Source organism: Nitrospirota bacterium, assembly GCA_040752355.1.
Lineage (GTDB): Bacteria > Nitrospirota > Thermodesulfovibrionia > Thermodesulfovibrionales > Dissulfurispiraceae > JBFMCP01.
Genome location: JBFMHE010000006.1, coordinates 103,531 through 123,262 on the forward strand (window position 1 = coordinate 103,531; position 19,732 = coordinate 123,262).

Genomic DNA, 19,732 nt, shown 5'->3' on the forward strand with positions numbered 1-19,732 from the left:
GAGCAGCAGGCGAGGCGAACCATTTCCCTGAAAGGAGTTTTTATGAGACCGGCACTTAAACAGATTTTTCCGTTCCTGGCATCACTGTTTCTCTTGTCCCTGTTCCCGCTCTCGGGCGGTGCGGCAGGAGCTGCAGAGATGAAGGGCGATGCCGCCCCGCTGAGCCCCCAGACCCAGGCATGTATCGACTGCCACAAGACGTATACCCCCGGGATCGTCCATGACTGGCTCTCGAGCAGACACGCGAAGACGACCCCTGACGCTGCGCTGAAGAAGCCGGCCCTGCAGCGGAGGATCTCCGCTGCAAAAGTGCCGGACGACCTCTCCCCGTACGCGGTCGGCTGCTATGAGTGCCACAGCAGGAATATCGAAAAGCATAAAGACAGCTTCGACCACATGGGCTACCGGATCAACGTGATCGTCAGTCCCCATGACTGCAAGACCTGCCACCCCGTCGAGGCCGACCAGTTTGCCGGGACCAAAAAGGCGCATGCAGTCAAAAACCTCATGAGCAATCCTGTTTATCACTCTCTGGTAAGCACGATTACCGGCGTCAAGGAGATCAAGGACGGGAAGATCTCGGCGAAAGAGCCTTCGAACGCGGCGCTCATGGACTCCTGCCTCGGCTGTCATGGGACAAAGGTCGAAACCAAAGGTATGAAAAAGGTCTTCACCAGGATGGGCGTCGTGGAAGTGCCTGAGCTCACCAATTGGCCCAACGAGGGCGTCGGCAGGGAGAACCCCGACGGCAGCCTCGGCTCCTGCTCATCGTGCCATGCGCGCCATTCCTTCTCGATCGAGACAGCGAGAAAGCCCTACACGTGCGGCCAGTGCCATCTGGAGCCCGATGTCCCCGCCTACAACGTCTACAAAGAGAGCAAACACGGCAATATCTTCGAATCGAAGTACCACGAGTGGGATTTCAGCGCCGTGCCCTGGACCGTGGGAAAGGACTTCACCGCGCCGACCTGCTCCACCTGCCACAACAGCCTCATCGTTTCACCGAGCGGCGACGTGCTGGCCGAGCGGAGCCATGATTTCGGCGCGCGCTTGTGGGTGAGGATATTCGGCCTCATTTACAGCCACCCCCAGCCGAAATCGGGAAATACGACTCTTATAAAGAATAAAGACGGCCTGCCGCTGCCCACGACCTTTGCCGGAGAGCCGGCAACCGAACACCTTATCACCGCGTCGGAGCAGGAGAAGCGGCAGGGAGTGATGAAAGGTGTCTGCAACGGGTGCCACGGCACCAACTGGATCAACGGCCATTTTGCAAAGTTCGACACCACGGTGCAGGAGACCGACGCCATGGTGCGCGCAGCTACCGCTCTCATGTCCGATGCATGGAACAGCAAGATCGAGGAGCCGACCAATCCGTTCGATGAGGGGATCGAGGAGATGTGGATAAAGCAGTGGCTCTTCTACGCAAATACCGTGCGGTATTCCTCTGCCATGACCGGCGCGCCGGACTATGGCGCCTTCAAGCTCGGCTGGTGGGAGATGACCAACAATCTGAGAAACATGAAAGACCTCATAAATCTTAAGAAAGCAGTCAAGTCCCTCAGCGAGAAAGAGGCAAGATGAAAGTCGCCGCGTTCCAGGGCAGTCCGCGCATCGAGGGGAACACGGACCTCCTGCTGCGCGGGGCGGTGCGCGCCATAGACGAGGCCGGGCACGAGATACAGCTCTTCAAGCTCAATTACATGAACATCAAGCCCTGCCAGAACTGCGGGGGCTGCGATAAGACCGGGCAGTGTATCGTCAAAGACGATATGGAAGAGATTTATCAGGCGATACGGGAGGCAGACAGGATCATCCTCGCCTCCCCTATCTTCTTTTTCGGCGTCAGCGCGCAGGCGAAGATGATGATCGACCGGTGCCAGGCCTTCTGGTGCGAGAAGTATCTGCTGAAGAGAGAGATCCCCGCAGGCCCCGCGGGAAGAAAGGGGCTCCTGCTGCTGGTGGGCGGCATGAAAAAAGAGATCGGCATTCAATGCTCGGAAGCCACGGCAAAGGCTTTCTTCAGGACCATCAGTGTTCCCGGGCATGAAACACTAGGCTATCTGGAAGTAGATGCAAAAGGAGACATCCTCAAACACCCGACCGCATTACGCGACGCCTATGAGGCGGGAAAGAGACTCATCACGTCATAATACCGAGGAGGAGAACATGACCGTGCAGCCAGGACAGTTACCGGAGCAGTACAAGAGCATCAAGAAGAGGTTCAGTAAATATTTCAAGGCGCTCGAGAATTTCGGCAAAGCAGCGCGCGAGGCAGGGCCGATCGACGACAAGACCGCCCATCTCATTCAACTGGCGGCTGCTGCCGCCGTATGGTCGCAGGGCTCTGTCCACTCCCATGCGCGGAGGGCGCTCGAAGCCGGAGCCACGCCCGATGAGCTGCACCACGCCATCATCCTGATCTCGAGCACTGTGGGCTTCCCCAATGTGTCTGCGGCATTGAGCTGGGTCGACGACCTCCTGCGGCACCACAAGGGCTGATTGACTCCCCCGTCTCCCGGGTATATCCAGCTCTTCCCGACGCTGCACTGCAACCAGCAGTGCAGCTTCTGTTTCAACCGCGGCATCACCCGACAGCCCGGCGGCCTTACTGCCGCCGGGCTCGAGCAGCTCGTCCGGCGCATTGCAGAGGCGGGCATTCCCGCGCTCGATATCCTCGGCGGAGAGCCGACGCTCCATCGCGACCTCTACGGACTGCTCGGCAGCGCGGTCGAATACGGACTGCGCGTCACTATGAGCACGAACGGCTCCGACCCGGCAGCGCTCCGGAGGATCAGGCACTCCTTCGGAGACAGCGTCGCCATAGGGATATCGCTCAACGGCGAGCCCGTGAGCGCCGGGCTCCACGACTTCATCGTTGCGTACCGCCCCCTGCTCAAGAGTCTGTATGAGCCGCGGTCGCGGCTGCTCCGGCAGCGCCTGCGGGCGTATGCCGGTCTGGCCGGCACAACCTACTATCTCCTCTACCGGGACGCGCTCACCTCCGAGGACCTCGGTCGCAGTATTCCTCTTCCGCGCTTTCTGGACGCCGCACGCTCGCTCCGGAAGCGCTACGCGGGTATCGATACCGTCTATTGCTCGGGCTTTATCCCCAATGCAACGGATCACTCTCTTACGGAAAGCGCCAGATGCCCTGCGGGATCCGCGAAGCTCTCGGTGATGCCCGACGGCTCCGTTTATCCCTGCTACCTTCTTTTCAGGCATAAGGAGTTCATGCTCGGCAACATACTGACGGACGATATCGCCGGCATCCTGGCGCATCCGGCGCTCGACTGGTTCAGGACCTTTGCCGGGAACCGCTGCCCGGACACCGGCTGCAGGCTCTTCTCGCGATGCCGCGGGGGATGCCCTGCCGTCAGCCTCCTCGTCTGTAGCGACCTCACCGCCCCCGACCCCCGCTGCATCCGTCCGGCTATCGGTGGAGGGCGATGAGGGCGCCTATCTCGTCGGCAGGGACAGGCCTGCTGAAGAGGTATCCCTGTACCGCGTCGCAGCGGCTCGCCTTCAGGAACGAGAGCTGGTCATCCGTCTCGACCCCTTCGGCAACGACCTGCAGCTTCATCGTGTGCGCCATCGCGATGACCGCCGTAACAATCGCCTGATCATCGGGGTCGTCGCTCAGGCCGCTGATGAACGATTTGTCTATCTTGATCCTCCGGATGGGCAGCCGCTTCAGGTAGCTCAGCGACGAATAGCCGGTGCCGAAATCATCGATCGAGAGCCCGATGCCCCTGCTGCTCAGGTTGGCCAGGTGGGGGATGGTGATATCGATATGCTGCATCGCGATACTTTCCGTCACCTCGATCTCGAGGCACTCGGGACGCAGCCCCGTCTCCTCCAGGGTCCGCGAAACCACCTCGACGAGATCGGCCTGCTGGAACTGCCGGGCGGAGAGGTTCACCGTCACGCAGAGCTCCCGGTATCCTGCATCCTGCCACTGTTTATTCTGCGCACAGGCGGTGCGCAGCACCCATTCATCGATCGAAACGACGAGCCCCGTCTCTTCGGCAAGGGGAAGGAACTGGAACGGCTGGAGCATCCCGAGCTCGGGATGCCGCCACCGGACGAGCGCCTCGACGCAGGTAATGCCGGGGCGTTTCAGATCGATCTGGGGCTGGTAGTGGAGCTCCAGCTGTCCCTTCTTGAGGGTCTGCCGCAGGCTCTGCTCGAGGATCATCAGCTCGAGGGTCCGCAGGTTCATGGCAGGACTGTAGAACCGGTAGTTGTTCCTCCCCTGCTCCTTCACATGGTACATCGCGACATCGGCGTTCTTCAGCAGCATCTCGGGATACTCGCTGTCATCCGGGTACATGCTTATGCCGATGCTGGCGGTAATATGAAACTCGTGCCCGTCGAAGTGGTAGGACTGATCGAGGATCATCCGGAGCTCCTGCGCAATCCTGGCCGCGCTGTCGGTATCCGCGATATCGGGCAGCACGATGGCGAACTCATCGCCGCCGATGCGGGCGATCGTATCGGACGCCCGCAGGCAGTTCCTCAGCCGTGAAGCGACCTCCCTGAGGAGCCGGTCGCCGGCAGCATGGCCGAGAGAATCATTGATATTTTTAAAACGGTCGAGGTCGAGGAAGAGGACCGCAAGCTTGGCGCGATGGCGGCGCGCCTGGGCGATCTCGAGGGAAAGGCGGTCCATGAAGAGCGTTCTGTTCGCTACGCCGGTCAGGAGATCGTGATAGGCCTGGTACCTGATCGTCTCTTCGGCCTGCTTCCGTTCGGTGATATCGGTGATCATGCCGAGGGCCCCTGCATACGCTCCCTCCTTGTCGAAGAGGGAATTCGTCGAGACGATGGCCCAGAGCGCCGAGCCGTCCTTTCGCCGGAACCGGAAATCGTGCTGCTCGGCAATGCCGTCCCTGCGGCGCGCGAGGTTCAGTTCCGCTTCCTGCCGGACCTCCTCATCCATGAAGTCGAAGAGCGGCCGCCCCAGCATCTCCTCTGCGGCATAGCCGAGCATTTCGGTCATATGCCGGTTGACATAGGTTGTGAGGCCCTGCGCATCGACGATCCAGACTCCTTCGTTCGCTGTATCGATGAGCTGGCGGTAGCGGGCCTCGCTCTCCCTGAGCGCCTCCTCGACCCTGCTCCGTTCGGCTATTTCGGTCTGGAGGCGCTTGTTGGCGAGCTTAAGGTCCGCGGTGCGCTCCTGCACCATATGCTCGAGCCCGTCGCGGTGGCGCCTCAGCTCCTCCTCGGCCTTTTTCCGTTCGAGGACCTCGGCGTGCAGCGCCGTGTTCATGGCATCCGTATGCGCTTTGGCCTCGCTCAGGTACGCAACGAGGTCCCTGTTCTCGAATCTGAGCGCAAGCGACTCGGCATAGATCGTATGGTTCTGCCGCGCCGTCATGAAGATCAGGACTCCATAGAGCAGGACCATGGCCGCCATGGCGAGATGGAACTCATCGCCGATCAGGATGAACCGGGCGGTGAGCGGTGCCAACGCGGGGATGCTATAGGCGAGGAAGGCCGCATTCACTGCCGAATATGCCGCTGCCGCTCCGGCTACCATGCCGCCGAGTACAAAGGCGAGAAAGACCTGGTGCGCTGTCGAGCCCTCGTTGAACAGCAGGATGCCTGCAGCTCCCCAGACCGTTCCCGAGAGCCCGATGCCGATGACGAAGCTCCTCCCCCACTGCGGCGCCCTGTCCGGAGTGACGGCATGTCTCCTGGACTTCCTGAGCAGAACGAACCTGGCGAGGGTAACGGCGAGGAGCGCCCCGAGCCAGAGGAGTATCCTGGCCGCGGGAACAACACCCCAGAGGATGAGGGCGACGATCGAGCCGTTGATCACCGTGGCGACCAACCCCACCGGCGCCAGACGGTAGAGCTGAGCGACCTGCTCGTCGCGCATATATTCATCCCGGGCGGACAGCCCTGCCGCAGGTCCCATTCCTCTCCCCCGCATGGTTAATGGATTATCCGGACTACCTCAATTGTAACAAATGCCGTGGCCGCATAAAAGGCGGCAACCAACAGTAACAGAAAAGCCGGTATCCCGCGGGATACCGGCTCGAGCCCGGAACAGGGCGCGTGCGCTGTCGGTTACGAGGCGATAACGATCGAGGGCATGATGCCGATCGCGAACACCATGATGACCGTGATCAGGATGGCGAGCCCGAGCATCGGCGACGGGCTGATCGTCATCTCCCCGACCACGTCCTTCATGTACATATTGCGGACGATCCTGAGATAGTAGTAGGCGGAGATGGCGCTGAAGATGACCGCCACGACCGCGAGCCACACGTATCCCGCACCGATGAGTGCCATGAAGATGTTGAACTTTCCGATAAAGCCTGCTGTCGGCGGAATGCCGGTGAGCGAGAACATGAAGACCAGCATCAGCGCGGCGACCAGGGGATGGCTCTTCGAGAGCCCTTCATAGTCCTTGATCTCGTCTCCCCGGTCGAGCAGGATGACGATGGCGAAGGCGCCTATATTCATGAAGGCATAGATCATCATGTAATTCATCATCGCCTGGCGCCCCTCCTCGCCGGCGATAATGCCGAGGAGCATGTAGCCCGCGTGCGCGATGGAGGAATAGGCGAGCATCCTCTTTATGTTGGTCTGCACGAGGGCGACGATATTCCCCACCGCCATGGTGGCGATGGCGATGCCGATGAGGATCGCGGTCCAGTCGGCCTGCAGGTGCTGGAAGGCGACGAAGAAGACCCTGCCGATGACCGCGAACCCCGCTGCCTTGGGCCCCACGGACATGAAGGCGGTGACCGAGGTGGGCGCGCCCTCGTACACATCGGGCGCCCACATATGGAACGGCACCGCGGCGATCTTGAACGAGAAGGCGACGGCGACCAGGATCATGCTGAAGAGCAGCAGCGGCGTCGCCTCCCCGCCCTGGAGCTGTGCTGCTATCCGGTAAAGATCGGTCGTCGTCGTCTGCCCGTAGAGCAGCGAAATGCCGTACAGCAGCATGGCCGACGAAAAGGCGCCGAGCAGAAAGTACTTGATGGCGGCCTCGTTGGATTTGGGGTCGTTCCGCTTGATGCCTGCCAGGATATAGGTGCTCAGCGCCATCAGCTCGAGGCCGAGATAGAGGATGATGAAGTCCTTGGCCGAGGCCATCAGCATCATTCCCGCAGTGGCGAAGAGCAGCAGGCTGTAGTATTCTCCATGTTCGACCCTCTCCCGCTGCAGGTACTTGAGCGATATGAAGATGGTCAGGACGAGGTTGATGAGGAAGATGACCTTGAAGTAGCTGCTGTAGCTGTCGCTGATGAACATGCCGCCGAAGGTCTCGCCGTAGCTCTGCGGGATGAAGTAGAGCGTCGCCGCCGCGGCAGCGACCCCGAGGAACGCCAGCACTCCCTTTTCCCTGAAGACGAGGTCGAAGAGCAGGAGCAGCAGCGCTGCCACGGTCATTATGATTTCCGGCAGTACCGGGGTCAGGTCGGGGAAGGGAATGGTCATTTGATCACCTCTATAATGTGCTGTGCTACAGCCGGCTGCCCCGCTGTGGAAATCCTCTGGATGAGGTTCTGGACCGAGGCATCCATGAAGCTGAGGAAGGTATTCGGATAAACGCCGATCCAGAGCACCAGGATGATGAGCGGTGCGAGTGTCGCGATCTCGCGGAAGTTGATATCCTTATGCTCCCGGACCGTCGGGCTCACCTCCATGAAAAAGACCCGCTGGTAGAGCCAGAGCATGTAGCCCGCGCCGATGATGATGCCGGTGGCGGCGAGGGCGCCCATGGCCTTCGATGCCGTGAATCCGCCGAGGAGGATCAGGATCTCGCCGACGAACCCGTTCGTCCCGGGCAGGCCGATCGACGAGAGCGTGAAGACCATGAAGAAGGCGGCATAGACCGGGAGCGCGGTCGCCACGCCGCCGTAATCCGCGATCTTCCTCGTATGGGTACGATCGTAGATCATCCCGACGCAGAGGAAGAGGCCGCCGGTGACGATGCCGTGGTTGATCATCTGGAGGATACCGCCCTGGAGCCCCTGCGTGTTGAGCGCGAAGAGACCGAGCGTCACGAAGCCCATGTGGCTGACCGAGCTGTAGGCGATGAGCCGTTTCAGATCGGTCTGGCCGAGGCAGATGATCGCGCCGTAGATGATGGCGATCACCGAGAGGATCATCATGACCGGCGACATCGCTTTCGTCGCCTCCGGCAGAATCGGCATGCTGAACCGCAGGAACCCGTAGGCGCCCATCTTGATGAGGATGCCCGCAAGGATCACGCTGCCCGCGGTCGGCGCCTCGGTATGGGCGTCGGGCAGCCAGGTATGCACCGGGAACATTGGGACCTTCACCGCAAAGGCGGCAAAGAAGGCCCAGAACAGGATGACCTGCAGGTTGAAGGGATAGGTGGTGGTCATCATCTTCAGGATATCGAAGGAGTTGCCCGTCTGAAGGTAGAGGACGATGATCCCAACGAGCATGAGGACGCTGCCCACCAGGGTATACAGGAAGAACTTGATCGCTGCGTAGACCCGGTTCGGCCCGCCCCACACGCCGATGAGGAGGAACATGGGGATCAGCATAGCCTCCCAGAAGATATAGAAGAGGAAGAGGTCGAGGCTGCAGAAGACGCCGATCATCGCGCCCTCGATGAGGAGCAGGGCCGCGTAGAACTCCTTCGCCCGGTCCTTGATACTGTTCCAGGAGACGGTGACGCAGAGGATGGTCAGGAGCGCCGAAAGCAGGACGAAGAGGACGCTGATGCCGTCTATGCCGAGGGCATAGCTGACGCCCCACGCGGGTATCCACTCATGGCGCTCGACGAACTGCATCTGCGCCGTGGTCTTGTCGAAGCCGCTGAAGAGCGGGAGGCTCAGGGCGAAGGTCGCTATGCTCAGGAACAGGGCGGTCCACTTGATCGCCGTCTCGCTGGTCCGCTTCAGGAGAAAGATCAGCAGCGCCCCTGCTAGGGGGAGAAAGATCAAGGTGCTCAGTATCGGGTAACTCATCATACCTCCTCGTTGGCCTCCTCTTACTGTCCGGCGGTTGCGATCAGCACCAGGGAAAGGATGAGAAAGAGCCCGATCGCCATCGAGACGGCATAGTGCTGGACATAGCCGGTCTGGAGCCTTCTCAGGCGCTCGCCGAAATTCCCGATAGCCCTGGGCACGCCGTTTACGATCCCTTCTATGATACCGCCGTCGGTGACGGCCATCAGTACATTGGTTGCGGCCCACCTGGTCGGCCTGACGATGATGAAGTCGTACAGCTCATCGATGTAGTACTTGTTCCACAACGTCGTGTATATTCCCCTGAAGCTCGCGGCGAGGGTCTTCGGAATCTCGGGCTTGAGCGCGTAGAAGACCCAGGCGAAGAAGATGCCGCCGAAGGCCGCTGCTATCGAGATGCCCACCACCATCAGCTCCTCCGCATGGGAGGCGTGGACATGAGGATGGCCGAGCACCGGCTCGAAGAAGTGGGCGATCCAGTTCCCGACGCCTATCGCCGAGCCGAACAGCTCGGGTATGCCGATCCAGCCCGACGCGATAGCGCCCACGGTCAGGATTATGAGCGGGACGGTCATCGTTGCCGGCGACTCATGGAGGTGGTGCTCCTGCTCGAGGGTCCCCCTGAACTTCCCGTGGAAGGCGAGGAAAATGATCCTGAAGCTGTAGAACGCGGTAATCGCGGCGACGAGAGAGCCGATCACCCAGACGATCCTGCCGACCGTGCCGCCGTTATAGGCGAGCCAGAGGATCTCGTCCTTGCTGAAGAAGCCCGCCAGGCCGGGCACCCCGGCGATGCTGAGCGAGGCGATGAGGAACGTCCAGTAGGTGACAGGCATATGTTTTTTCAGTCCGCCCATCTTCTGTATATCCAGCTCCCCTGCCATGGCGTGCATGACGCTGCCGGCGCCGAGGAAGAGCAGGGCCTTGAAGAAGGCATGGGTATAGAGATGGAAGATACCTGCGCCGAACGCGCCGACGCCGCAGGCGAGGAACATGTAGCCGAGCTGGCTCACGGTCGAGTAGGCGACGATACGCTTTATGTCGTTCTGCACCAGCGCTATCGTCGCTGCAAAGAGGCTCGTAATCGCCCCCGTGAGCGCGACGACGGCCATGGCGACTTCCGACATGCTGAAGAGCGGGTTGAACCGGGCGACCATGAAGACGCCGGCGGTGACCATGGTGGCAGCGTGGATCAGCGCGCTGACCGGCGTCGGGCCCTCCATGGCATCGGGCAGCCAGACATGGAGCGGGATCTGCGCCGATTTGCCGACCGCGCCGCAGAAGAGCAGGAGCGCTATCAGGGTGACGAGGTGAATCTCATACCCCAGCAGGCTGATCGTCTGGCCCTGCAGCGAGCCCACGTTCGCGAAGATATCGGCATAGTGAACGGTGCCCAGGGTGAGGAAGATCATGAAGACGCCGAGGCCGAAGCCGAAGTCGCCGAACCGGTTGACGATGAAGGCCTTCTTTCCCGCATCGGCAGCGCTCTTCTTTTCGTACCAGAAGCCGATGAGGAAGTAGGAGCAGAGCCCCACCGCCTCCCAGCCGAAGTAGAGCTGCAGCAGGTTGTTGCCCATGACGAGCATGAGCATCGAGAAGGTGAACAGGCTGAGATAGGAGAAGAAGCGGTAGTAGCCCGGATCGCCGTGCATGTAGCCTACCGAGTAGATATGGACCAGCAGGCTCACGCTCGTCACGACGATGAGCATGATGGCGGTCAGCTGGTCGATGAGGAACCCTACGGTAACCCTGAAGGTGCCGGAGACGATCCAGCTGTAGACATCCTGGTTGATGACCTGCCCGTTCACTACGCCGATGAAGGTCTTCACCGCGAGAACGAACGACCCGAGGACAGCGAGGATTGCGACCCAATGGGCCTTGTCCTTGATGATCCATCTGCCGAGGAGGATGTTGACGGCAAAGGCGGCGAGCGGCAGGAGCGGTATCAAAACATGCATATCCATGGGCTTACCCTCTCATCTCGGTGATTTCATCGGTGTGTATCGCCGCCCTGTTCTTGAAGAGCGCCACCAGGATCGCGAGCCCGATCGCCGCCTCGGCAGCAGCAACGGTGATAATGAAGAAGACCAGTATCTGGCCCCGCAGGTCCTGCAGGTAGTGGCTGAAGGCGACGAGGCTTATGTTCACCGAATTGAGCATCAGCTCGATGGACATAAGGACGATGATGATGTTCCGCCGGATCATGAACCCGACGACGCCGATGGTGAAGATGACGGCGCTCAGTGCGATATACCACTCCAAGGGTACCATATGTCCTCCTACGGAAATGAAGAGCTCGAAGAAAAAAGCGGGAAGTGAGAAGGTCCCTTTCTTATGACCACTCTTCCCTCACCTCTTCCTTCCTGTTTCCCGCTCCTTACTTGTTTTTTTGGCCAGCACGATCGCCCCGACGATAGCGATCAGCAGTATCAGCGAGGCGATCTCGAAGGGGAAGAGATACTCGGTGTACAGCACCGTGCCCAGCGCCTTCGTATGGGTAGCGGCCTTGATCGCCTCGATCGTGAACGGCCCCGCAGGGCCCTGCGTCAACGAACCCAGGACATACATGATCAGCACCAGGATAAACACCCCCATCGAGATGCCGAGCGGCCAGGCGCCGACAAACTTCTCGCCCTCGAGCTCTTCCTTGAGATTGAGCATCATGATGACGAAGAGGAAGAGCACCAGGATCGCCCCCGCGTAGAGGATGATCTGGACCGCCGCCAGGAACTCGGCGTTCAGGAAGAGGTAGAGCGCGGCGATATGGAAGAAGAGCCCCAGCATCATCAGGACGCTGTGCACGGGGTTTCTTCTGGTTATCACGAGCAGCGACAGGACGACCGTAGCGACCGCGAAATAACCGAAAAAGAGCTTAGGCAGCATTGCTCATCCCCCCTTGCGTCGTTTCATTGCCTTCCGGCCCGCCGGGACCGCCCGGCTCGGCATTCTTCGGTGAAGCCTCCCGGGGAGCGCTCCCGGCTCTCCTGAGCACCGGCTGATCCTCGTGGGACTGGAAGTCCTCGGACAGGGGGCGCCAGAAGTGCCTGAAGTACTCCTTACCCTTGTCGCCTGCCATGAACTTATCCCAGTTGGCGAGCAGTTTTTCCTTTGTCATATAGAGCGCTTCACGGGTGGTATCGCAGTATTCATAATGCGGGGTCATCACCACGGCCCCGAAGGGGCAGGCCTCGACGCAGAACCCGCAGTAGACGCACCGGAGCACCTCGATCTCATAGCGGTCGACGATCTTCGAGTGGTCCGAGCCCTCGCTGGTGTAAATCGAGATGCATTTCGAGGGACAGACGGCTGCACACAGGCCGCAGCCGACGCATTTCGCCTCGCCCGCATCGGTCCGCACGAGGGCGTGCAGCCCCCGGAATCCCGGGAAGGGCTCGCGCTTCTCCTCGGGGTACTGGCGGGTCACCGGCCGGGTCAGCATCATCTTGAAGGTGAGCGCCATACCCTTCAGTATCTCGAGCATGAAGACCTTTTTCGCTATATCCTTTAATCTCATTCTCCTCTTACCTCTCTGGGGGCGATAGAGTTTACTTACGCTTCAGCCTAACTGAAATAGTACACGAGCGACGTGACCACTATGTTTACCAGCGCCAGCGGAATCAGGACCTTCCAGCCCAGCGACATCAATTGATCGTAGCGGTAGCGGGGCACCGTCGCCCTTACCCAGTAGAACAGGAAGATATGGAGATAGACCTTGCCGAGGAACCAGACGATGCCCGGCACCGCTGCGAGCGCGGGGACGGCGTTCGTGAGCACCGGCGGGAGGGTCCAGCCGCCCCAGAAGCAGACCACGGCGATGCTCGACATCACGATCATGCCGATATACTCCGCCGCATAGTAGAGCGCGAACCGCATGCCGCTGTACTCGGTAAAGTAGCCCGCCACCAGCTCGCTCTCCGCTTCGGGCAGATCGAAGGGGGTCCGGTTCGTCTCGGCGAACATCGAGACGAGGAAGACGAAGTAGCCGAGGATCTGCGGGAAGAGATACATGCCGAACCAGTACTGCTGCTGCGCCTTGACGATATCGGTGAGGTTCAGGGAGCCGGAGAGTATCATGACGCCGACGAGGCTCAGCCCCATGGAGACTTCATAGCTGATGACCTGGGCCGATGACCTGAGGCCGCCCAGGAAGGAGTACTTGGAGTTGGACGCCCACCCCGCCATGACCACGCCGTACGCGGCGAGCGACGACATCGCGAAGAGATAGAGCAGCCCCACATTGATGTTGGCGATGACGAAGCCGTCGAAGAAGGGGATCACCGCGGTCGAGCTGAGCGCGGCGAAGATGATGATGACCGGAGCGAACCAGAAGACCGGCTTGTCCGCGTTCGCCGGGATGATATCCTCTTTGAAGAAGAGCTTGACCATATCCGCGACCGGCTGGAGGATGCCGTGGGGACCGACCCGCATAGGGCCGAGCCGCACCTGCATGTGGCCGATGACCTTGCGCTCGAAATAGGTTGCATACATAACGTGGAAAAAGACCGCGGCAACGACGACCATCATCTTGACTACCATAAGTACCATAGTGATGATGAAGTCGTAGCCTCCCCCGGCGATACCGGCTGATGCGAATGTCTCGACTATGTTCACGCTGCCACCTCCGCGGTCATCCGTTCACTCTTCTTGACGGCAGCTTCGACGCCGTCCAGCGCCGGAGCCTTGAGCGCCGTGTTCATGCGCCACGGCAGAATCCTGAAGAGCCCGCTCCCTTCGAAATTGTTCGGCGCCATCACCAGAGTCTCCGGCACATCGATAAAGGCCATCACCGGCAGGTCGAGCGTCCCTATCTCGGTCGCGATGGTCACGTAGTCGCCGTCGGCGACTCCGAGCTTCTGCGCCAGCTTCGTCCCTATCTTCACGTACGGTTTCGAAGATATGCTGTTCAGCGCCGCCGAATGCCTGCTCTGGCTCGCCGAATGGAAGAGGGGCTTGTCGAGGGCGAGATACACCTTGTTCGCCTCCGGCTTTTTCAGCAGCGTCTTGCCCTCGGGAAGCGCGATCCCCTGAATGCCCACATCGTGCCTGAGCGGCTCGCCCTTGTAGGGCCACATGCCGGCGCCCTGGTCCATGTCTTCGTAGGTGACGCCCTTGTGGAGCGGGGATATCTTCGCGATCTCTCCCAGTATATCCGATGCGCCTTTATAGCTCATGTCGACGCCGAGGAGCCTGCTTATCTCGGCGAGGATCCTCCAGTCCTCCATGGCGACGCTGTCCTGGGGTCCGTCGACCGCTTTATTGAGGTGCTGCATTCTCCGCTCGAGATTGGTATAGGAGCCTTCCTTTTCAGCCCAGGAGAGCGCCGGGAGAACGACATGCGCGAGCTGGGCGGTTTCGGAGAGGAAGATGTCCTGCACCACGAGAAGCTCCAGCCCGGAGAGCGCCTCCCTCACTACCTTCTGTCCCGGGACCGTGAAGGCGATATTCTCGCCCATTACATAGAGCGCTTTCACGTTCTTCGCCTGCGCCGCCTCGATCATCTCCATGAGGCTCAGGCCGGGAGCGGCCGGGACCGTGACGTTGAAGAACTCCTCGTACCGCTTCCTGAAGCTCTCGACCGCGAGCGGTCTTCCGCCGGGGAGCATGTCGGGCAGGCAGCCCATATCGACGAGCCCCTGCTCGTTCGGCAGCTCTGCGGAGAGATAGATGCGGCCGTTGAGGAGATGCACCAGGGCAGCGAGGAGGAGGAGGTTGGTATGCCCCTCCTTCCGCTGAATGATGTCCCTTCCTATGATTATTGCCGGGTTGGCGACGCCTGCAAGGCGCTCGACCGCAGCCGCGAGCGCCTCGACCGGAACGCCGCAGGTCTCTGAGGCCTCGCCGAGCGTTACAGGCTGGAGTTTCTTGATCATCTCCTCGAAGGCGGACCGCTCGCCGGAAAGCTGCTTCTTCTTCAGGAGCTCGGTCACCAGCGCCGCCAGCAGCGCCGTCTCGGTGTAGGGAGCGGGCACGAGGCTGTCGGTGCTGAACCGCTTCAGTCCCGCGGCAAACCCGACGGTGATGACCGGGACCTCTTTCTGCGCCGCCGCCCGTATCTGGAGGCCCAGAACCGGGTTGACGGCCGCAGGGTCGCCGCCGACCACGAAGACGCCGTCGGCATGCGTGATACCGCTGAGGGGGTTTGCGGTAACGCCCTGCCCGAATATCTGCTCGAAGAACTTCTGGGCAGGGGCAAAGGCGAAGCCCGCTGCAGAGTCGATATTATTGCTGCCGAGAGCGACGCGCATGAACTTCTGGAATACGTAGTTGTCCTCGTTCGTACACCGCGCCGAGGCGACGCCGGCGATCGCCCCGCCGCCGTGCTTTTCCTTTATATCCTTCAGCCGCTGGCTGATCACGGTGAAGGCCTCGCTCCAGGTCGCCTCCCGCAGCTCGCCCTCCTTGCGGATGAGCGGCGCCTTGAGCCTGCGGGGGCTGGCAATGTAGTCATAGCCGAAACGGCCCCTGTTGCAGAGGAGCCCTCTGTTGACCCCTTTTTCAACCTCGGGGACGACCCGTACGAGGGCATTCCCCCTCACCTGGGCGGTGACCGAACAGCCGACGCCGCAGAAGGAGCAGACGGTGTCCACATTCTTTTCTATGAACCACTGGCGGTAGGTATGCTTGTGCAGCCGCGACATGATGGCGCCCACAGGGCAGACGGTGAGGCAGTTCCCGCAGTACTCGCAGTTGTAGCGGCCGCCGGAGAAGGGCTCGACGAAGGTCTTGCTCGTCCTGTTCACCATGGCGATCGCAGAAGCGCCCTGCACCTGGCTGCACATCCGGACGCAGCGCGTACAGGAGATGCAGCGCTCCATGTTGCGCACGATGATCGGGTCGTCATAGCTCTCGGGATGGCGGCGCTTGCCTTCATCGAAACGGCCCGCCGTGGGGCCGTACTTCATTACCAGGTCCTGCAGGTCGCACTCGCCCGCCTTATCGCAGTAGGGACAATCGAGGGCGTGGTTGATGAGAAGGAACTCGAGCATCCCTTTCCGCGCCTCGACGACCTTTTCGGTCTCGGTGCGGACGACCATGCCGTCGGTGATGTTCAGGGTGCAGGCGGTCTGGAGCCGCGGCATCTTCTCGATCTCGACGAGGCAGAGCCTGCAGCCGCCGTAGGGATTGAGCATCTCGTGGTGGCAGAGGGTGGGGATCTTTATCCCTGCTATCTTTGCCGCCTCGAGGATCGTGACCGGCTTCTCGAGCTTGATCTGCTTATCGTTTATGGTTACCGTTATCATTACGCGACACCCGCCGTTCTCTTGGTAGTGGTAATTTTTGATTCGAACTCTCCCCTGAAATGCTTGATGAAGCTCTGGACCACGCCGGCAGCGCCGTCGCCGAGGGGGCAGAAGGTCCTGCCGAAGATGTTTTTCGCAATCTCGAGGAGGAGCTCGATGTCGCCCTCCCTCCCCGCGCCGCGGTCGATCCTGCCGAGAATGCTCCGCAGCCACCCCACGCCCTCCCTGCAGGGAGTGCATTTGCCGCAGGACTCGTGCTCGAAGAACTTTATAGCCCGGTAGCAGACCTTGACGAGGTCGACGGTCTCGTCGAAGACCATCACGGCGCCCGAGCCGAGCATGCTGCCGTGCTTGAGCATGGCCGAGAAGTCCATCGGGCAGTCGATCTGGTCGGCGGGAAGAATGGGGGTGGAGATGCCGCCCGGGATCACCGCTTTGAGCTTCTTGCCGCCGCGGATGCCGCCGCAGTGGGTATAGATGATGTCCCTGAGCGTCGTTCCCATGGGGAGCTCATAGACTCCCGGCTTGTTCACATGACCGCTGACCGAATAAAGCTTGGGACCGGGGCAATCGACGCTTCCGATCTGGGCGTAGGCATCGGCGCCGATCTCGATGATGAGCGGGAGGTTCGCCAGGGTCTCGACATTGTTGACCACAGTAGGCTTCGCCAGGAAGCCCTCGTTCACCGGGAAGGGAGGCTTGATGCGGGGCTGGCCCCGCTTGCCCTCGAGCGACTCGATCAGCGCGGTCTCCTCGCCGCAGATGTACGCGCCGGCGCCCTGGTGCACGGCGAGGTGGAAGCGCGTCCCCGTGCCGAGGATGTCGTCACCGAGATACCCTTTATCGTACGCCTGCCGTATTGCCCCGTCGAGTATGTCCTTCGCCCCGGGATACTCGCCGCGGAGATAGATATAGCCGTACTCAGCGTCGAGCGCGTGGCCCGAGATGACCATCCCTTCGATGAGCAGGTGCGGGTTCTTCTCGAGGATCGGCCTGTCCTTGAAGGTGCCCGGCTCTCCCTCGTCGGCATTGCAGACGACGTATTTCGGTTTCTTGGGATCGGCTGCGGCGAACGACCACTTCATTCCGGTCGGGAACCCTGCGCCGCCCCTCCCCCTGAGCCCCGCCTTCTTCACCGAATCGATGATTGCAGCGGGCTCCATGGCGAGGGCCTTGGCGAGGGCCTTGTAGCCGCCTGCCTTTGCATATTCATTGAGGTCCGCCGAGTTCGGGTTATCGATGTTGCGCAATAGATATTTTTCCATGGCCGGTCCCTATGTATAGCTTTCCAGGATTTTGGTAATGCTCTCTTCTGTCAGGTTCTCGTGGAAGTCGGTGTCCACGAGCATCGCCGGCGCCGTGCCGCAGGCGCCAATGCACTCCATGATGACCAGGGAAAACCTGCCGTCCGCCGTAGTCCCGTTGGGATCGAGTCCATACCTGGTCTTGAGCATCTCGACGAGCCGCTCCGCTCCCATGACCGTGCAGGCCACGTTCGTGCAGAGCTGGATGAGGTGCCGGCCCATGGGGCGGTGGATGAACATCGAATAGAAGGTAGCGACGCCCTTGATCGTCGCCTTGGGAACATTGAGCAGCTCGCCGATCGCCGCCATCGCCTCGGGGGCTATCCAGCCGTTCTCCCGCTGCACTACATAGAGGCTCGGCAGAAGACAGGACCGCGGGTCCTGGTACTTTTCTTTTATCCTGTTGATCTCCGCTACCGCGCTGTCGCTTAGCATATGAGCCCCCATCACCTCGTAATTTATACTCCTAGCGATCGCACTCCCCGAGCACGATATCGATGGTTCCTATGTTGGTAATCACGTCGGCCACGTACGCATCCTCGCAGAGCTTCGGCAGCACCGATACATGGATAAAGGAGGGGGCTCTCAGCCTCATGCGATAGGGTCTTCCGCTCCCATCGCTGATGATATAGAACCCGAGCTCGCCCTTCGGCACCTCGGTCGCCGCGTAGATCTCGCCCTCGGGAGCGGCGATGGGTCCTTTGGTGATGAGCACGAACTGGTGGATCAGCGACTCCATATCGCTCAACACCCGGTCCTTCGGCGGGAGCGTGAACTTCGGGGCGTCGGGCGCCATGATAGGCCCTTTCGGCATCTGCTCCAGGCACTGCCTGATGATCCGGTTGGACTGCTTCAGCTCTTCCATCCTGCAGAGATACCGGTCGTAGGCGTCGCCGTTCTTGCCGACCGGCACATCGAACTCGACCCTGTCATAGGCATCATAGGGGGCCGCCTTCCGCACGTCATACGGCACGCCGGAGCCGCGGAGGGTCGGGCCGGACAAGCCCCAGTTGATGGCGTCTTCGGCGCTGATGACGCCGATCCCCTTGGTCCGCTCGTGCCAGATCCTGTTTTCGTTCAGCAGGGTCTCGTACTGCTCTTCGATGATCTGGGGATAGGTCTCGGTAAACGCATACAGCTTGTCGATGAACTCCTGGCTCACATCGTTCCGCACGCCCCCGATTCTCGGATAGCTCACGGTGAGCCGCGCGCCGCAGGTCATCTCGAAGAGGTCGATCAGCAGTTCCCTGTCCCTGAAGGAGTAGAGGAAGAGGGTCATGGCACCGATGTCGAGGGCATGGGTCGAGACGCCGATGATATGGCTGCTGATCCTCGTCATCTCGGCCATGATGGTCCGTATGTACTTCGCCCGCTCGGGCACCTCGATGCCGAAGAGCCGCTCGACGGCGACGCAGTACCCCACGTTGTTCGACATGCTCGAGATATAATCGAGACGATCGGTAAGGGGGAGCGCCGAGAGGTAGGTCCTGTTCTCGGCAAGCTTCTCGACCCCCCGATGGAGGTAGCCCACATAGGGCGTCACCTTTACGACATTCTCTCCATCGAGATCCAGGACAAGCCGCAGCACGCCGTGCGTGGCAGGATGCTGGGGCCCCATATTGACGGTGAGCTCTCTCGTTTTCAGTTCTCGTACCGGAGCTGACATTATCTGACCTCGTATCCTTTGTTCTTTTCCGCTATCGCGATGACCTCTTTGAGGCCCTTCCACTCCCGGTCGCCGAGATCGCTCTTCAGGGGATAATCCTTGCGCAGGGGATACCCCTCCCAATCCTCGGGGAGCAGGATGCGCCTCATATCCGGATGACCCTTGAAGACGACCCCGAACAGGTCATAGCACTCCCGCTCGTGCCAGTTCGCCCCGGCCCAGATATCGACCACGCTGTCGATGACGCAATCCTCTTCGGGCACCTCGGCTTTCATCCGTATCATATGCTTATGCCGCAAGGAGTACAGGTGATACACCACCTCGAAGCGCGGCTCCTTCTTCCCTAAATAATCCACGCCGCAAAGGTCTTCCAGGTAATTGAAGTAGAGCTCCGGGGCATCGTGCAGGTAGCGCAGCATCTCCTTGATGCGGTCTCTCTTCACCACCACCGATACCTGCCCGCGGAATTCCTTGATCTCTTTCACCTCCGTGGGATACCGGTCCTTTATCAGCTCTGCGATATCTTTTGGATCCATTTTACCTCCGTGACGCCCT

Annotated in this window: 17 protein-coding genes; 4 read left to right on the plus strand and 13 right to left on the minus strand. The window is 60.6% G+C overall.

The window, feature by feature from the left end; genetic code table 11:
- Window positions 1-42 precede the first annotated feature (42 nt).
- The 4 genes from AB1805_06145 to AB1805_06160 are packed head-to-tail and all read left to right on the plus strand — an operon-like array spanning window position 43 to window position 3,453.
- Complete coding sequence (locus AB1805_06145) at window positions 43-1,584, plus strand: multiheme c-type cytochrome (protein MEW5744998.1); 1,542 nt, start codon at window positions 43-45, stop codon at window positions 1,582-1,584.
- Entirely contained in the window at window positions 1,581-2,153 is a 573-nt protein-coding gene (locus AB1805_06150) for a flavodoxin family protein (GenBank protein ID MEW5744999.1), read from the plus strand. The genes AB1805_06145 and AB1805_06150 overlap by 4 nt, the downstream gene beginning before the upstream one ends.
- A 16-nt stretch (window positions 2,154-2,169) precedes the next feature.
- Window positions 2,170-2,502 carry a carboxymuconolactone decarboxylase family protein gene (locus tag AB1805_06155; GenBank protein ID MEW5745000.1) on the plus strand — a complete coding sequence of 111 codons (333 nt, stop codon included), beginning with the start codon at window positions 2,170-2,172 and terminating at the stop codon, window positions 2,500-2,502.
- Window positions 2,503-3,453, plus strand: coding sequence for a radical SAM protein (locus AB1805_06160; GenBank protein ID MEW5745001.1), 951 nt, complete (start codon window positions 2,503-2,505; stop codon window positions 3,451-3,453). It abuts the gene before it with no gap.
- Here the strand turns inward: AB1805_06160 and AB1805_06165 are convergent.
- From AB1805_06165 to AB1805_06225, 13 genes are all read right to left on the minus strand, one after another.
- Window positions 3,434-5,926 carry an EAL domain-containing protein gene (locus tag AB1805_06165; GenBank protein ID MEW5745002.1) on the minus strand — a complete coding sequence of 831 codons (2,493 nt, stop codon included), beginning with the start codon at window positions 5,924-5,926 and terminating at the stop codon, window positions 3,434-3,436. The genes AB1805_06160 and AB1805_06165 overlap by 20 nt on opposite strands.
- Window positions 5,927-6,078: 152 nt before the next feature.
- Window positions 6,079-7,461 (minus strand): NADH-quinone oxidoreductase subunit N, encoded by a 1,383-nt coding sequence (locus AB1805_06170; protein ID MEW5745003.1) that lies wholly within the window; start codon window positions 7,459-7,461, stop codon window positions 6,079-6,081.
- Window positions 7,458-8,966: an NADH-quinone oxidoreductase subunit M gene (locus AB1805_06175; protein ID MEW5745004.1), complete on the minus strand. Its 1,509-nt coding sequence runs from the start codon at window positions 8,964-8,966 to the stop codon at window positions 7,458-7,460. The genes AB1805_06170 and AB1805_06175 overlap by 4 nt, the downstream gene beginning before the upstream one ends.
- 23 nt (window positions 8,967-8,989) lie before the next feature.
- Window positions 8,990-10,930: an NADH-quinone oxidoreductase subunit L gene (gene nuoL / locus AB1805_06180; protein ID MEW5745005.1), complete on the minus strand. Its 1,941-nt coding sequence runs from the start codon at window positions 10,928-10,930 to the stop codon at window positions 8,990-8,992.
- A 4-nt stretch (window positions 10,931-10,934) separates the two neighbouring features.
- On the minus strand, window positions 10,935-11,237 hold the full coding sequence (nuoK, locus tag AB1805_06185; GenBank protein MEW5745006.1) for an NADH-quinone oxidoreductase subunit NuoK: 303 nt from the start codon (window positions 11,235-11,237) through the stop codon (window positions 10,935-10,937).
- 78 nt (window positions 11,238-11,315) lie between these two features.
- On the minus strand, window positions 11,316-11,849 hold the full coding sequence (locus AB1805_06190; GenBank protein ID MEW5745007.1) for an NADH-quinone oxidoreductase subunit J: 534 nt from the start codon (window positions 11,847-11,849) through the stop codon (window positions 11,316-11,318).
- Window positions 11,839-12,480, minus strand: coding sequence for an NADH-quinone oxidoreductase subunit NuoI (nuoI, locus tag AB1805_06195; protein MEW5745008.1), 642 nt, complete (start codon window positions 12,478-12,480; stop codon window positions 11,839-11,841). The genes AB1805_06190 and nuoI overlap by 11 nt, the downstream gene beginning before the upstream one ends.
- 47 nt (window positions 12,481-12,527) lie before the next feature.
- Window positions 12,528-13,511, minus strand: a complete 984-nt coding sequence (gene nuoH, locus AB1805_06200) for an NADH-quinone oxidoreductase subunit NuoH (protein MEW5745009.1) — start codon at window positions 13,509-13,511, stop codon at window positions 12,528-12,530.
- A gap of 62 nt (window positions 13,512-13,573) precedes the next feature.
- Window positions 13,574-16,207, minus strand: coding sequence for an NADH-quinone oxidoreductase subunit NuoG (nuoG, locus tag AB1805_06205; protein MEW5745010.1), 2,634 nt, complete (start codon window positions 16,205-16,207; stop codon window positions 13,574-13,576).
- Window positions 16,207-17,472: an NADH-quinone oxidoreductase subunit NuoF gene (gene nuoF / locus AB1805_06210; GenBank protein MEW5745011.1), complete on the minus strand. Its 1,266-nt coding sequence runs from the start codon at window positions 17,470-17,472 to the stop codon at window positions 16,207-16,209. Before nuoF ends, nuoG begins: the two co-directional genes overlap by 1 nt.
- Window positions 17,473-17,481: 9 nt before the next feature.
- Complete coding sequence (gene nuoE, locus AB1805_06215) at window positions 17,482-17,946, minus strand: NADH-quinone oxidoreductase subunit NuoE (protein MEW5745012.1); 465 nt, start codon at window positions 17,944-17,946, stop codon at window positions 17,482-17,484.
- 31 nt (window positions 17,947-17,977) lie between these two features.
- Complete coding sequence (gene nuoD / locus AB1805_06220) at window positions 17,978-19,177, minus strand: NADH dehydrogenase (quinone) subunit D (GenBank protein ID MEW5745013.1); 1,200 nt, start codon at window positions 19,175-19,177, stop codon at window positions 17,978-17,980.
- Window positions 19,177-19,713, minus strand: a complete 537-nt coding sequence (locus AB1805_06225) for an NADH-quinone oxidoreductase subunit C (GenBank protein MEW5745014.1) — start codon at window positions 19,711-19,713, stop codon at window positions 19,177-19,179. The genes nuoD and AB1805_06225 overlap by 1 nt, the downstream gene beginning before the upstream one ends.
- Window positions 19,714-19,732: the final 19 nt, after the last annotated feature.

Excerpts from the sequence above, each read along its gene's own strand:
- nuoD (MEW5745013.1), bottom strand. The coding sequence starts at position 19,177 with ATGTCAGCTCCGGTACGAGAACTGAAAACGAGAGAGCTCACCGTCAAT.
- nuoH (MEW5745009.1), bottom strand. The coding sequence starts at position 13,511 with ATGGTACTTATGGTAGTCAAGATGATGGTCGTCGTTGCCGCGGTCTTT.
- nuoL (MEW5745005.1), bottom strand. The coding sequence starts at position 10,930 with ATGGATATGCATGTTTTGATACCGCTCCTGCCGCTCGCCGCCTTTGCC.
- AB1805_06175 (MEW5745004.1), bottom strand. The coding sequence starts at position 8,966 with ATGAGTTACCCGATACTGAGCACCTTGATCTTTCTCCCCCTAGCAGGG.
- nuoI (MEW5745008.1), bottom strand. The coding sequence starts at position 12,480 with ATGAGATTAAAGGATATAGCGAAAAAGGTCTTCATGCTCGAGATACTG.
- nuoF (MEW5745011.1), bottom strand. The coding sequence starts at position 17,472 with ATGGAAAAATATCTATTGCGCAACATCGATAACCCGAACTCGGCGGAC.
- nuoG (MEW5745010.1), bottom strand. The coding sequence starts at position 16,207 with ATGATAACGGTAACCATAAACGATAAGCAGATCAAGCTCGAGAAGCCG.
- AB1805_06165 (MEW5745002.1), bottom strand. The coding sequence starts at position 5,926 with ATGGGACCTGCGGCAGGGCTGTCCGCCCGGGATGAATATATGCGCGAC.
- AB1805_06145 (MEW5744998.1), top strand. The coding sequence starts at position 43 with ATGAGACCGGCACTTAAACAGATTTTTCCGTTCCTGGCATCACTGTTT.
- AB1805_06190 (MEW5745007.1), bottom strand. The coding sequence starts at position 11,849 with ATGCTGCCTAAGCTCTTTTTCGGTTATTTCGCGGTCGCTACGGTCGTC.
- AB1805_06225 (MEW5745014.1), bottom strand. The coding sequence starts at position 19,713 with ATGGATCCAAAAGATATCGCAGAGCTGATAAAGGACCGGTATCCCACG.
- AB1805_06155 (MEW5745000.1), top strand. The coding sequence starts at position 2,170 with ATGACCGTGCAGCCAGGACAGTTACCGGAGCAGTACAAGAGCATCAAG.
- AB1805_06150 (MEW5744999.1), top strand. The coding sequence starts at position 1,581 with ATGAAAGTCGCCGCGTTCCAGGGCAGTCCGCGCATCGAGGGGAACACG.
- AB1805_06170 (MEW5745003.1), bottom strand. The coding sequence starts at position 7,461 with ATGACCATTCCCTTCCCCGACCTGACCCCGGTACTGCCGGAAATCATA.
- nuoK (MEW5745006.1), bottom strand. The coding sequence starts at position 11,237 with ATGGTACCCTTGGAGTGGTATATCGCACTGAGCGCCGTCATCTTCACC.
- nuoE (MEW5745012.1), bottom strand. The coding sequence starts at position 17,946 with ATGCTAAGCGACAGCGCGGTAGCGGAGATCAACAGGATAAAAGAAAAG.